This is a genomic window from Dactylosporangium sp. McL0621 (assembly GCF_049995355.1).
Classification (GTDB): domain Bacteria; phylum Actinomycetota; class Actinomycetes; order Mycobacteriales; family Micromonosporaceae; genus Dactylosporangium.
The window spans coordinates 11,743,091-11,755,911 of sequence record NZ_CP188259.1 but is presented as its reverse complement, the minus strand read 5'-3'; the positions used below and the strand labels follow the sequence as shown (position 1 = coordinate 11,755,911).

The window sequence follows — 12,821 nt, the reverse complement described above, 5'->3', positions numbered from 1 at the left end:
GAACCCCCACCCGATGCGCGTGAGATACGTCCTGTCCGAAGTCCTGACCGGGCTCTGGCGCAACGTCACGATGACGGTCGCGATGATCATCACGATGACCGTGTCGCTGACGATGCTCGGCGCGAGCCTGCTGCTGTTCTTCCAGGTCGGCAAGATGGAAGACTTCTTCTACCAGCGGGTGGAGGTCTCCGTCTTCCTCAAGGCCGACGTCTCCGACGACCAGCGCAGCAGCATAGAGAGCGCGCTGAAGTCGAACGGCCTGGTCAAGTCCTATGAGCACGAGACCAAGGACGCCGCCTGGAAGCGATTCCAGGAGCAGTTCAAGGATGCGCCCGACCTGGTCGCCGCGACCAAGCCGGAGTCGCTGCCCGAGTCCTTCCGGATCAAGCTGAAGGACCCGAACAAGGTCCAGGAGTTCAGCGACCAGTTCCGCACCCAGGAGGGCGTCAGCGACATCATCGACCAGAAGCAGCTGCTGAAACGGGTCTTCGACCTGCTCGGCGCGCTGCAGACCCTGGCGCTGACCGTCGCCGTCGTCCAGGGCGCGGCCGCGCTGCTCCTGGTGGCCAACACAATCCAGGTCGCGGCGTACAGCAAGCGCCGTGAGGTCGCGGTCATGAAGCTGGTCGGCGCCTCGAACTGGTTCATCCAGATGCCGTTCGTCCTGGAGGCGGTCTTCGCCGGCCTGCTCGGCGCCATCTTCGCCTTCGGCGCCCTGGTCGCGGCCAAGGTCTTCTTCATCGACGGCTCGCTCAAGGCCCTGACCACGGTGCTCCTACCCGTGGACTGGGGCAACGTGTGGATCATGCTGCCGGTCCTGTGCGGCGCCGGCGGTCTCGTCAGTGCCGTCACGGCCTGGGTCACCCTGCGCTTCTACGTGCGCGTCTGACCCACCCGTCCAGCCGGCCTTCGAGGGCGGATCCCCACTGCGGGGGTCCGCCCTCGCCGCATCCGCTGTTTCGCGTTGCGCCGTCACGTTAGGTGCATTTATCCGAAATTCCGGACTTATGGGCCTTTTCCGACGTACCGTAACCCTCAAGTGGCACTGGGGGGTTGCTTCTGTGAACCGGATACGGATCGTCGCCGCGCTCGGCGCCGTCCTCATGTTCCTCGGTCCCGGCAACGCCGCCCACGCGGACGCGGCCGGCGACAAGGCCCGCCTCGACAAGCAGCTCCAGGAGACCCAGGCCACGCTGGAGGCGGCGACCGACAAGGCCCGGCAGGCCGCGGCCGACCACGATCGCGCCCAGGCGGCGCTGCCGGGCGCGCAGCAGGGCCTGGCCGCGGCCAAGGGGCGCGTGATCGCGGCGGATGCGGCGGTACGGCAGGCCGAGCGCGACCGCGCCGGCGCCGACGCCGCCGCGCAGGTCGCCGACGCCGCGTACGCCCAGGCCAAGCGGGAGGTCGACCAGGCCCGCCGGGACGTGTCCGTGTTCGTGGCGGCCGCGTACAAGGGCGGCGGCTTCGCCATGTTCAACTCGGTCCTCGACTCCGGGGGCCGAACGACCTGGCGCTGCGCATCGAGTACCTCAACCATGTCGCCCAGGAGAACCAGGCGGCCGTGGACGAGCTCACCGCGGCCCGGATGGACGCCAAGAAGCGCAGCGACACCTCGCTCCTGGCGCTGCGCCGGGCCCGGGACGCCGCCGACGCCGCCCAGCGCAGCCTCGCCGCGAGCCAGGCCGCCCAGGCCGGCGCCGAGCAGGCCGCGGCCGACGTGCAGGCGCTGCTCGACCGCAGCGCCCAGGCCGAGGCGACCGCCGGCCAGGAGCGCGGCGCGGTGCTCGCGCGCCACGAGGAGCTGAAGATCGAGAGCGACAAGGTCGCCGAGCAGCTGCGGGCCGAGGCGCAGGCGGAGGCCCGGAAGGTGAAGAAGAGCTCAGGGGGTACCACCGCGAACAAGGCCCCACCGAACACTGTCATCGGACCCAAGGTGGGCGCCTTCTTCCTGATGCCCGTGCACGGCTGGAAGACAAGCAACTTCGGGATGCGCTTCGACCCGGTGTACAAGGTCTACCAGCTGCACGCGGGCGTCGACCTCGCCGCGGGCGGGGGCCAGCCGATCGTCGCGGCGGCGGCCAGCGTCGTGGTGCGCGCGGGCCCGTCCGGCGGCAACGGCAACTACACCTGCATCTCCCACGGCCTGTACCAGGGCAAGGGCCTCGCGACCTGCTACGCGCACCAGTCCGCGATCCTCGTCCACGTCGGCGAACACGTCAGCCGGGGCGAGCTGATCGGCCGGGTCGGCACCACGGGCGCGTCGACCGGGTACCACCTGCACTTCGAGGTGCGCCTCAACGGTTCGCCGGTCCAGCCCCTGAACTGGCTGCCGGGCTGCCTCTGCTGAGCCCGCCCGGCTTGCACGAAATGTCCGGCGCTGGCGCGCCGGACATTTCGGATTTATCGCCCGACGGAGTATACGGTGCGTTCGACCGGCCTCGGTCGTTGGCGTTAATGGTCTTGCTCGGCGCGCTACGCTTCTCTTCGATCGAGAGAACTCAGGAGGGGTCGATGCCGCGCGAAAAAGGGCGCAAGCTCATCGCGTCCAACCGGAAGGCGCGTCACGACTACGAGATCCTCGAGGAGTTCGAGGCCGGGATCGCCCTGACGGGGACCGAGGTCAAGTCGCTGCGCGTCGGGCGGTGCTCGCTCGTCGACGCGTTCGGGCAGATCTCCGACGGCGAGGTCTTCCTGCACGCGATGCACATCCCCGAGTACACGATGGGCACCTGGACCAACCATCCGCCCCGCCGTGTCCGGAAACTGCTGCTGAAGCGGCAGGAGATCGAGCGCATCGGCACCAAGGTCCGGGAAAGCGGGCTGACCCTCGTGCCGCTGTCGGTGTACTTCTCCGACGGATGGGCGAAGGTCGAGATCGCGCTGGCGCGGGGCAAGAAGTCGTACGACAAGCGCCAGACGCTGGCCAAACGCGACGCCGACCGCGAGATCGCCCGCGTCATGGGCCGCCGGGACAAGGGCAACGCAGAGTAAAGACACCCCCGCGCGTGAGTAGGGCGCTGTGGTAATGCAAGCAATGCGTCGAAGCCCTATAGTCCCTGCGTGACCGAGATTCGGGTCGATGTCGACCTCGAGCACCCACCCTCCGTGGTGTGGCGCGCACTCACCGAGGCCCACCTCGTCACCGACTGGCTGCCGACGACCCGGTTCATGGTCCGCGACGACGGCACGTTCACCTTCCAGGCCACCGAGCTCGTCGGCCTCGAGGACCCCATCGAGGGCCAGATCGTCACCGTCGAGGCCCCGCACCGGCTGGTGATGCGCTGGGAGGCCAGCAACCTGCACACCGTGGTCGCGGTGACGCTGCACGAGCACGGGGACGGCACCCGGTTCACGATGACCCAGAGCGGGTTCCTGGGGCCTCAGGGGACCATGCGGCGACGGACGCTGCTCATGACGTACACCTCCCTCTTCAAAGGCCCGTTGACCGCGACCCTGGCCAAGATCGCCGCGGCCCCCGAGCCCGAGACGCCGGCGCCCAACGCGCCCCGGCGCAACGACGGCGGCCCGTTCAACCGCCTGCCCGCGCAGCGCAACGCCCCGAGCCGCTCCGCGCCCGGCCTGAGCTCGCAGATGCGCTCGACGGCCGGCCCCCGCCCGACCACCCCCGTGCCCGGCTTCGCCGCGGCGGTCCTCGGCGCCCGGGCGACGGGCGTGGCCAAGGTCGCGGCGCCGACCGCCGTCGCCCCGGCTGTGTCGCGGCCCGAGGCGATGCGCACGGCCCAGCTGGGGGGAGTGCGGCCCGGCCGTGCCCGCTCGGTCGTGCGCGCGGCCTGGCAGTGGCTCGTGGGCGCCCGCGACTGGTCAGCCGACCGGCGCAGTCAGGCGGTCGCGACGAGTGCGGCGGTACTGCTCCTGCTGGCGCTGGCCGCGATCCTCATCGGCAAGGCGACCGCCCTGCACCCCCCGGGCCCTCCGCGCACCGGCGGCGAGAGCGCCGGCCCCGCGCAGGCCACCGTGCCCGGGGCGGCCGTGGCCCCCACGCGCTCCGCCTCGCAGCCGATCGTCTCGGCCGCCTCGCGCTCGCCCGCCCCGGCCCCGGCCTCGACGACCGCCCCGCCCCCGTCGACGCTCGCCGCGGCCCAGCTGGCGGCCGCGTACAAGACGGAGGACCTGACCCTGACGTCGTACCGCGTCACGGTCACGATCACGAACCCGGCCACGGTCACCGCGTCCGGCTGGGAGCTGACCATCCAGCTCCCCCTGCTGGACCTGAACGTAACGAACGTCTCGGGCGCCGTGATGGCCCGCTCCCAGGGCCACATCTCCTTCACCCCGTTGGACGCGAACCGCACGTTGGAGCCCGGCGCCACGACCACGGTCCGCTTCGACGTCGACGGCCTGGGCGTGCGCAACGAGCCGTTCACCTGCACGATCGACCGCCAGACCTGCACGGCGATACCGGGATGAAACTGGGGCGCGGACGAGCTACTCTTGAGCGGTCGCACCGTGGTGGCGCGACAGCCAACACCACCCCGCGCGGGGGTGACTGGTTTCGACTTTGTTTGTGGCGATAGGGGAAGCGAGCCGAGGAAGCCGACGTTGTCTCGTGAATCAGTCGTCGGAAAGTTATAAGCGCCACTTACAAGCGCTCCGATCTCGCCCTCGCTGCCTAAGCCAGGGACGAGATCTGTCGGTCTGGGATTGCCTTCGGCCCAGTAACCGGCATCAGCTAGAAGGCTGGCCAACCGAGCCCGGTCACGGGGCTCGTGCGGTGAGATTAATTGTGGCTGGGCCCGTCATACCAACTCGCTCGCGTGATTGGTAGGGCCGAGTAGAGGCACAGCGAGCTGCGCTCGGAGAAGCCCTAACAAAGCGACGAAGGACCCGGGTTCGATTCCCGGCACCTCCACCGCTGACGCCCCCTGCTCGACGCAGGGGGCGTCTTCGTGTTTGCGGTTCCGGATTTCTCGCGCAGGCTTCGCCTGCTCCCCGGTGGGGGCTTCGCCACCCACGCCCCTGTTGGACGGCGTCGGGGTCTGCGGCGGGTTCAAGTACGCCATCGTCAGGTCCACCACTGGCGCCCCCTGCTCAGCGCAGGGGGCGTCTTCGTGTTTGCGGTTCCGGATTCCTCGCGCAGGCTTCGCCTGCTCCCCGGTGGGGGCTTCGCTACCCACGCCCCTGTTGGACGGCGTCGGGGTCTGCGGCGGGTTCAAGTACGCCATCGTCAGGTCCACCACTGGCGCCCCCTGCTCAGCGCAGGGGGCGTCTTCGTGTTTGCGGTTCCGGATTCCTCGCGCAGGCTTCGCCTGCTCCCCGGTGGGGGCTTCGCTACCCACGCCCCTGTTGGACGGCGTCGGGGTCTGCGGCGGGTTCAAGTACGCCATCGTCAGGTCCACCACTGGCGCCCCCTGCTCAGCGCAGGGGGCGCTTTCGTGTCTGTGGTTTCGGGGGTTTCGCGCGCGTCGCCCACTCACCCCGTGCGGGCCGGCTCGAGACGGCGGGGCGCCGAACACGTCGGCGTGGTCAGGCGTCCGGCAAACCGAGTCGGGAAACCTGGTAGTGCGTGATGAGCCATACGTTGCTGATCCGGCGCACGATCACGCTGAGATTGACCTCCAGTACCGGCCGGTCGGTGAAGGCGAAGTCGACCGTGAGGTAGCCGAGGATCAGATCGTCGCCGAGGCGGCGGGTTTCGCGGATGTCGTACGAGGCGGTCATGCCGATCGGCTGCGCTTCGTAGTAGCCGGATACTCCCTCTGGGCCGATGCTGTACGAGTGCAGGCCTTGGAAGATCGCGTCGTCGGTGAAGTACGACGCGACGCGCTTCGGGTCATGGGCGTCGACGGCGGATTTCCACTTGTCGAGAACGGTGCGAAGGATCTCAAGCTCGCCGCTCGTCATGGTGCTCTCCTTTAGTCGGTATCGGTACTCAATTCCCGCCGCGAATGGTGTGGACCCGGCTGGGCAGAGGTCCGAGATGGTGCGCGAAGCGGTGACGCAGTGCGTCGAGCTGCGGCGGCAGCCCGGCCTGAGCGTGCATCAAGGGCAGTGTTGGCGTGTACGCGAACCTGCCGACACCCATGCCGGCGGCCAGTGCCGCGGCACCCTGCCCGACGATCCGCCGTGGCTGTGCCGGTGCCGCCGGGCCGCCGGTATCCAGCCTGCGGCCAAGCGCAGCCTCCATCGTGTGCCTTCTTTGCGGTGGGGCAGGCGGCACCAGCCGCCCGCCCCGGCTTCGCAGGGATTCAGTGGCCGGCGCTCTGGCCGCCGTCGACGTGCAGGATCTCGCCGGTGACGAACGTGGCGGTCTCGAGATAGATGATCGCGTCGACGATGTCGCTGATGTCGCCCAGCCGGCCGAGAGGCTGCAGGCCTGCGAGAAATTCGTGGGTTTCGGCCGGGTGCATCGGCGTGCGGATCGTGCCGGGTGAGACGGCGTTGACCCGGATGCCCCGGGTGGCGTACTCGATCGCGAGGGACTTGGTGACCGCGTTGAGGCCGCCCTTCGTCAACGACGCCAGCGCGGACGGCACCTGCGAGTTGGCATGGTCGACCAGGCTGGTCGAGATGTTGACGACGTGCCCGCCGCCCTGGGTGAGCATCGCGGTGACGGCCCGGCGGGTGACCTCGAAGAATCCGCGCAGGTTCACGCCGGTCACCAGTCCGTAGTCCTCGTCGGTGTAATCGGTGAATGGCTTGGCCACGAAGACGCCGGCGTTGTTGATCAGCGTGTCGACGCGGCCGAACGTGGCCAGGGCCCCCTCGATGACTCGGGGGCCGACGGCCGGGTCGGCGATGTCACCCGCGACGGCCAGAATCATGGGGTCATCGGCCGGCGTGATGGAGCGGGAGTTCGCGACGACCGCGTAGCCGAGCTTGCGGTATGCGGTCACGAGTGCCGCGCCGATGCCCTGGGATGCGCCGGTGATGACGGCGACCTTATTAGTAGTCATTTGATGCCTTTTCTCCCGTGTGAATGAGGGCGTGCGTTATCCGCGCCGCTGTGGTGCGGCGCCGCTTGGTGCGAGGAGTGGGTTAGAGGGTGGGTGCCGTCCGTGGGCGTGAGGACCCGGAGATGGTCGGTCGCCCGGCCGGTCGAACACACCATCCCGGCGACCTGCTCCGTATGGCGTTCATGTGTCGATAGTGGGCCTGACCAGGGGTTGCCCGCCACGACCGGTTAGCTCTCTGCTGGTAAGCAGAGCCTCCTACCGAACTACGATGGGCAGGTGGAGTTACGGCAATTGCGCTACTTTGTCGCAGTGGCTGAGGAGCTGAGCTTCGGCCGGGCCGCGGATCGGTTGCGTATCGCCGGCCCGTCGCTCTCCCAGCAGATCAAGGCCCTGGAACGAGATCTGGGCGTGCGCCTCTTCGACCGCGACCGCCGCTCGGTCACCCTCACCGCCTGCGGTGCCAAGTTACTGCCGCAGACCCGGGTGCTGCTGGAGCAGGCCGACGAGCTGCGCCGTTCCGCAGCAGGCATGTCGGCGACCGAACCGGTGCGGCTCGGCTATGTCAACTGGCGCCCGGCCGACCTGGCCACCCGCGCTTCGGGCGTCGCGCAACTGCACTTCGACGCATGGGTCCTGCCGTCACACACCCAGGTTCGCCGGGTCGTCGACCACAGTATCGACCTGGCGATCTGCTGGGTGCAGGCCGGCGACCTAGTCAACAATGACCTCGAGGCGCGGCTGATCGGCGCGGACCGGCTCTTTGCGATCGCCCCGGGCAACGACCGGTCCGCGGTACAGGCGAAGGACACTCTGGTGCTGCTGGACGTCGACACCGCCACCTGGTCGTCCTGGAACATGTACGCGGAGGAGTTCGCCCGCGACACCGCCGCCCACATCGTGCGCATCAGCGACGGCGGCATCACCGGCCCGGCCTACTTCGATCACGTGCGCTCGCTTCGCCGCCCGGTCATCAACTCACCGAAGGGCCAGACCACGCCGGTGCCACCCGATCTCGTACAGCGGCCGGTGGTGAACCCGTCCCCGTACTGGACGTGGTTCCTCGTGTCACGGCGCGACGAGACCCGGACGGCCGTGCGGGCCGCTGTCGAGGCGCTCACTCGTGATGTCGGCTCGCTCGGACTCGAAGCCGACACGGCCTGGGTCCCGGGGGAGACCCGTCCCGTGTTACCGGGACGGCTGGCCAGGGTCATTCGGGTGCGGTGACAACGGCGTGACCGTGTCGTGCCGCCAGACGCGTAGCGGCATCGACGCCAGGGCCGATTCCAGCTGATCCGCATCGTCCGCGCTGAAGAGGCCCCAGGTACGCCACTCGCCAGGCGCAAGCGGTGGCCGCCAAAGCCGCAGCAGATTACCGGACGCCACCAGCTCTGCCGACCGCGCCGCCTCGCGCTTGCGCATATCGGCGACCTCGTCGTCCGACGTGCCGTCCGGCACGGTCGTGACCATGTCAACCAAGAACTCCATTGGTCGATCATGCAACATCCTTGCCGGGACCGTGCCAGTACGGATCCGACGCCAGAATCCACTTCGGGCGGGCTTAAGAATGACCTTGCACTATCACACCGGCGGGTTCAAGTAAGCCATCGTCAGGTCCACCGCTGGCGCCCCCTGCTCGACGCGGGGGGCGTCTTCGTGTTTGCGGTTCCGGACGACCGTGGATCGCCACGATCCGTGGAGGGCGTGAGCGAAGCTGACACGCCCGTGTTTCGACGATGCCGCTTTCAACGCGGCCCGGCTCTCGGTGATCTCGTCGAGCTTCCCGCAGTGCTTCGCGAGTTCCGGGCCGGCACCTGCGATCCAAAGCGTGATTTCTGCGCCGCGCCTGAGCGCGGCGGCCGGTTCATCGGTTCGGCGCCCGCTGAGGGGCCGCGTGGACGATCGACATCGCGTAGCCTTCCCGCCATGCACCGCAGTCGATTGGTGGGTGTCGTCTTCGACACGCCGGCCGCGCAGGTCGGCCTGGAGGTGGATTTCTGGTCCAAGGCGCTGGGCACCCCGACCTACTCGCCTCCCGGTGAGGAGCAGTTCACCGCCCTGATCGGCGCCGTCCCCGACCTCTTCACCGTCGTCCAGGCGGTTGGCGACGACGCGCCGCGCTACCACGTCGACATCGAGACCGATGACCTGGCGGCAGAGGTGGCCCGCCTGACGGCGCTCGGGGCGGAGTCGCTGACTCGCTGGAAGGACGCCTTCACGATGCGCTCACCAGGCGGGCACGTGCTCTGTGTGGTGCCCGTACACAGCGATCCCGAGACGTTCGCCAGAACAGCTCACGCCTGGCCGTGACCTAGCCGCGCGACTCGACGCTGACAATCGTGGAGTTACGTGTGTTACCGCGAGCGAGCGGAGCGGGTTCAAGTACGCGAGTGCCAGGTCCGCTGGAGATGATCAAAACGGCGGCCCACCGATTCGGCAGGCCGCCGTTTGGGTGGCCGTGGCTGACCTGAGGCCGCGTGAAGGAGCGGGTGGGCCGGCTAGCCTTCAAGTAGGCCGCGGAATCGCTCCTCGTCGGCCCTCTTTTCGGCCTCCCGCCGGGCTTTGCTCAAGGCCATCATGTTGATCCTAGGGTCCTTCTTGTCGAAGATCGCCCGCTGGCCGTCGGGGCGGACGAGCAGCGGTACCCCGCTGCCGATGGCAACGTCGACGGTCTCGCTGTGCTGCTCGACCTCGAGCCTGGTCGACTCGCCGTTCGGCGCGGTGAACTCGACGACGTAGTTGTGCAGGTGCGACGGCGGGCCGACCACGTGACCCTCCACCCGATTGTCATATGACTTCCGGATCCGGGAGTCGAGTACGCGGCCAGTCGTTCTGATCCAGTTGCGGCGGAAGAACATGGGCGCTCGATTCTATGGATAGATCGATGACCGGAGCGTTTGTGTCGGCCCGAGCGGTTGAGCGATCGTAAGCGATCCGGGGTCTCGTCAGCGACCACCGCAGCAAGATCGACGTTCGGCCGATGGCGCAGGACGTCGGCGAAACAGGCCCGGCAGAACAATTCGACGGCGGCGCGTTCCCGCTCGGTCAAGTGCGGCCACCGGGTGTGCAGGCCCGTGGTGATGCTGAGGTCCCTGATGCCTTCATGTGGTCGCTCGGCATGGCGCGAAGTGGCGCCGGCATGAGGCCTGGGTAGTCAGGCGGGTAGCTGACTCAGGCGGCCAGAAAGGCGAGGACCTTCGGCCAGCTGTCGCTGCGGGCCGCGGCGTCGGCTTCGCGGGTGCCGCCCATGCTCCTGGCCACGGTGCCCGGGGAAGTCAGCGACGTGCCCGCGGCGAGGTACGGGAAGCTGCCGACGCCGTGGCCGGCGTTCGGATAGACCAGGGCCTGGTGCGCGGTGACGTGGGCGTCGTCGAGGTTTTGCATGATCCGCCGCGCCTGCGCGTCGGACGGCCAGACCCGGTCCTTGCCGCCGGCGATGGCGAGGACCCGACCGGCCACGTGGGTGACCGGGATGGTGGTCCGCGGCACGGGGACGCCGCCGATGGTCCAGGCGTTGCCACCGCCGGGAAAGCTCGACCAGACGGTGTCATTGGGCGCGTACAAGATGGCGCCGCGGACGAGTTCGGGGTAGGACTCGGCCAGCAGCAGCGCCGCCTCGGAGCCGCGGGAGTAGCCGTTGACCACCACCGCACCGGGGTCGGCCCCCGGCTGCGCGTGCAGGAGCCGTGCCGCCGTCGCGAAGTACTCAAGCGGTATGTCACGCAGGGTTTCCGGCAGACCGGGCACACCGAAGTAGCCGAGCGCCAGCGCCGGATAGCCGCGCGAGGCGAGCAGCGCCGCGTCGTACTTCCGCCCGACACCGCCCTCAGAACCACCGAGAAGCAGCACGCCGGGGCGGCGCACGGCACCCGGCGGCGGCAGGAACAGGACTCCGGCTGCCCCGTCGACGCCGGGCGTCAGGGTGCGGTGGGTCACCCCGGTCGCGGTCCACTGCCTGGTCAAGGTGCGCGCCCCGATCTCCTGGCCGGCCACGGTCACGGTCAGCCGGACCTCGAACGCCGCGGCCGCGTCGGGGTACCCGGGACTGAACCACGCCTCGTCCGGATCGCCGGTCGGCGGCCGCATCGACCAGAACAGGCCCATGCCGTCGGCGCCGCCGTATGTGCCCGACACGGGCGCGGACCGATCGAGGTCGACGACGCCGTGGCCGTCCGCCGTGAAGGTCGCCTCCCCGCGCCAGCGCCGGCCCTGGGCGTCGGCGGCCAGCGACGCGACGGTGACGGCCTCGCGGGCCCGCACGCCCGACACTCGCACATGCACGGGCTGATCAGCGAGGGCGACGGGGGCATCCACGTCGAGCGTGGCGTGCGTCGAATGCCGCTCCGAGTACGCGACGGCGCCACCACACACGACCACAATGGCGGTCAGGCCGAAGAGCGAATGGCGAACGCCCACCCGAAAATGATAAAGCTCAATCTTCTCGCACAGGGCCCGGTCATCCTTCGAGCGATGTCAGCGTTTCGCGCAGCCAGGCGAGCTCGGTGCGCGTCGTGGCCGTCGCGATTTTGAAGAGTCCCTGCCGGAACGGATCGTCGAAGTCGGCGGAACGTAGCGGCCGGTCGCCGTCCCAGAAGAAGCTCGCGGGCTGGGTCAGGAAATGCAGCCGGCGCCGCAGGACCGCGGCCTGCGCCGGCGGGTCTTGCAGGTGGCGCAGGAACGCCAGCAGGGCGAACCACCGGTTCTCGTCGGTGATGTCCAGATCGTCGGGCGCACGGAGGCGGTCCAGCAACGTCGCCTTACCGTCGGCGGTCAGCGCCAGCATGTGCCGCGGCGCGGCGGCCTGGCCCGGCTGGAGCTCGCGCACGAGGAGCCCGGCCCGTTCCATGCGCTTCAGCAAGGGGTACAGCGTGCCGTCGGCGATAGGCCGAACGTGGCCGGCGAGCGCGGCGATGCGCTTGCGCAGCTCGTAGCCGTGCAGCTGTTCGTCGTACAGAAAGCCGAGGACCGCGAGCTCCAGCATGATCGACATCATACCCTCTTGCCAAGGTACCTCGATGTCGAGGTATCTTGGGAACTATGCACAGCGTTGAGGTGTTCACCGACGGATCCCGCCTCCGGTGGGTCGAAGTTCCCGGCATCAGTCCCGCCCGCGTCTACCTGCACGGCCTTGGCGCGAGCTCGGCACCTTACTACGCGGAGGCGATCGCGCATCCAGCTTTGGCCGGCCACCGATCGCTGCTGGTCGACCTGCTGGGCTTCGGCATCAGTGACCGGCCGGTGGACGCGTCGTACAGTCTCGACATGCACGCCGACGTGCTGGCGCGCGCCCTCGGGCTGATCGGGGTACATCAGGCCGACGTGGTCGCCCACAGCCTGGGTGGTGCCGTCGCGACCATCCTCGCGACGCGTCACCCGGAACTGGTCCGCCGGCTGGTCCTCATCGACGCGCCGCTCGATCCCGCGCCGGGCCTGCCCACCGTCAAACGTCCGGGCAGCTCCGGCATCGGGGTCTACCGGACCGAAGAGGAGTTCCTCGACCACGGTTGGGACGAGACACTGAAGTTCGTCGGGCCGCACTGGGCGGCCACCATGCGGCAGGCCGGACCGCAGGCGCTCTACCGCACTGCGATGAGCCTCCTGCGCGGCACCGCTCCGACGGTCCGGCAGCACCTGGAGGCGCTACCCCATCCCCGCACCGTGCTGTACCCGGCGGCGGACGGACCACGCCCCGACAGCGATCGGCTCGCAGCCGCCGGCGTCACGGTTGTAGCGGTCCCCGACTGCGGCCACAACATCATGCTCGACAACGTGGATGGCTTCGCCACGGCAGTGCGGGCCGCGCTGCACGACTCGGCGGACAGTGTCGGAGCTGTTCGTCCGGACGCGCGACAACCCGCGTGACCGGTCACGGCGGGTTCGAGTAGGCCTCGCGCAGGCTTCGCCCACCCG

At 69.2% G+C, this 12,821-nt stretch carries 14 protein-coding genes and 1 other RNA gene; 8 read left to right on the top strand and 7 right to left on the bottom strand.

Annotation, left to right across the window (positions count from 1 at the left end; genetic code table 11):
• Nucleotides 1-13: 13 nt before the first annotated feature.
• The 5 genes from ftsX to ssrA all read left to right on the top strand — a co-directional run bounded on the left by ftsX (nucleotide 14) and on the right by ssrA (nucleotide 4,873).
• The gene (ftsX, locus tag ACPPVO_RS55780; RefSeq protein ID WP_426507758.1) at nucleotides 14-889 is read left to right on the top strand and encodes a permease-like cell division protein FtsX; all 876 of its coding nucleotides are present in this window, start codon (nucleotides 14-16) and stop codon (nucleotides 887-889) included.
• A 672-nt stretch (nucleotides 890-1,561) separates the two neighbouring features.
• Nucleotides 1,562-2,347 carry a M23 family metallopeptidase gene (locus ACPPVO_RS55775; RefSeq protein ID WP_426507757.1) on the top strand — a complete coding sequence of 262 codons (786 nt, stop codon included), beginning with the start codon at nucleotides 1,562-1,564 and terminating at the stop codon, nucleotides 2,345-2,347.
• 164 nt (nucleotides 2,348-2,511) lie between these two features.
• Entirely contained in the window at nucleotides 2,512-2,991 is a 480-nt protein-coding gene (gene smpB / locus ACPPVO_RS55770; protein ID WP_426507756.1) for an SsrA-binding protein SmpB, read from the top strand.
• Between the two features lie 69 nt (nucleotides 2,992-3,060).
• Nucleotides 3,061-4,428 carry an SRPBCC domain-containing protein gene (locus ACPPVO_RS55765; RefSeq protein ID WP_426507755.1) on the top strand — a complete coding sequence of 456 codons (1,368 nt, stop codon included), beginning with the start codon at nucleotides 3,061-3,063 and terminating at the stop codon, nucleotides 4,426-4,428.
• Between the two features lie 71 nt (nucleotides 4,429-4,499).
• Nucleotides 4,500-4,873, top strand: a transfer-messenger RNA (tmRNA) gene (gene ssrA / locus ACPPVO_RS55760).
• Nucleotides 4,874-5,484: 611 nt separating this feature from the next.
• Here the strand turns inward: ssrA and ACPPVO_RS55755 are convergent.
• The 3 genes from ACPPVO_RS55755 to ACPPVO_RS55745 all read right to left on the bottom strand — a co-directional run bounded on the left by ACPPVO_RS55755 (nucleotide 5,485) and on the right by ACPPVO_RS55745 (nucleotide 6,914).
• Nucleotides 5,485-5,862, bottom strand: coding sequence for an SgcJ/EcaC family oxidoreductase (locus tag ACPPVO_RS55755; protein ID WP_426507754.1), 378 nt, complete (start codon nucleotides 5,860-5,862; stop codon nucleotides 5,485-5,487).
• Between the two features lie 28 nt (nucleotides 5,863-5,890).
• Complete coding sequence (locus ACPPVO_RS55750; RefSeq protein WP_426507753.1) at nucleotides 5,891-6,145, bottom strand: hypothetical protein; 255 nt, start codon at nucleotides 6,143-6,145, stop codon at nucleotides 5,891-5,893.
• A 61-nt stretch (nucleotides 6,146-6,206) separates the two neighbouring features.
• Entirely contained in the window at nucleotides 6,207-6,914 is a 708-nt protein-coding gene (locus tag ACPPVO_RS55745; protein ID WP_426507751.1) for an SDR family NAD(P)-dependent oxidoreductase, read from the bottom strand.
• 309 nt (nucleotides 6,915-7,223) lie between these two features.
• Between ACPPVO_RS55745 and ACPPVO_RS55740 the strand changes: the two genes are divergently transcribed.
• Nucleotides 7,224-8,138 carry a LysR family transcriptional regulator gene (locus tag ACPPVO_RS55740; RefSeq protein WP_426507749.1) on the top strand — a complete coding sequence of 305 codons (915 nt, stop codon included), beginning with the start codon at nucleotides 7,224-7,226 and terminating at the stop codon, nucleotides 8,136-8,138.
• Here the strand turns inward: ACPPVO_RS55740 and ACPPVO_RS55735 are convergent.
• Nucleotides 8,100-8,399, bottom strand: coding sequence for a muconolactone Delta-isomerase family protein (locus ACPPVO_RS55735; RefSeq protein ID WP_426507748.1), 300 nt, complete (start codon nucleotides 8,397-8,399; stop codon nucleotides 8,100-8,102). The two genes, ACPPVO_RS55740 and ACPPVO_RS55735, sit on opposite strands and share 39 nt — an antisense overlap.
• A 216-nt stretch (nucleotides 8,400-8,615) precedes the next feature.
• On the opposite strand from ACPPVO_RS55735, the gene ACPPVO_RS55730 reads away from it, so the two are divergent.
• Nucleotides 8,616-9,221: a VOC family protein gene (locus tag ACPPVO_RS55730; RefSeq protein WP_426507746.1), complete on the top strand. Its 606-nt coding sequence runs from the start codon at nucleotides 8,616-8,618 to the stop codon at nucleotides 9,219-9,221.
• A 188-nt stretch (nucleotides 9,222-9,409) separates the two neighbouring features.
• Here ACPPVO_RS55730 and ACPPVO_RS55725 read toward each other — a convergent pair whose 3' ends face one another.
• The 3 genes from ACPPVO_RS55725 to ACPPVO_RS55715 form a co-directional block, all read right to left on the bottom strand.
• Nucleotides 9,410-9,769 (bottom strand): hypothetical protein, encoded by a 360-nt coding sequence (locus tag ACPPVO_RS55725; RefSeq protein ID WP_426507745.1) that lies wholly within the window; start codon nucleotides 9,767-9,769, stop codon nucleotides 9,410-9,412.
• A gap of 313 nt (nucleotides 9,770-10,082) precedes the next feature.
• Complete coding sequence (locus ACPPVO_RS55720) at nucleotides 10,083-11,327, bottom strand: acyl-CoA thioesterase/BAAT N-terminal domain-containing protein (protein WP_426507743.1); 1,245 nt, start codon at nucleotides 11,325-11,327, stop codon at nucleotides 10,083-10,085.
• Nucleotides 11,328-11,367: 40 nt separating this feature from the next.
• On the bottom strand, nucleotides 11,368-11,892 hold the full coding sequence (locus tag ACPPVO_RS55715) for a PadR family transcriptional regulator (protein ID WP_426507741.1): 525 nt from the start codon (nucleotides 11,890-11,892) through the stop codon (nucleotides 11,368-11,370).
• A 71-nt stretch (nucleotides 11,893-11,963) separates the two neighbouring features.
• Between ACPPVO_RS55715 and ACPPVO_RS55710 the strand changes: the two genes are divergently transcribed.
• Nucleotides 11,964-12,773 (top strand): alpha/beta fold hydrolase, encoded by an 810-nt coding sequence (locus ACPPVO_RS55710; RefSeq protein WP_426507739.1) that lies wholly within the window; start codon nucleotides 11,964-11,966, stop codon nucleotides 12,771-12,773.
• The last annotated feature ends 48 nt before the right edge of the window (nucleotides 12,774-12,821 follow it).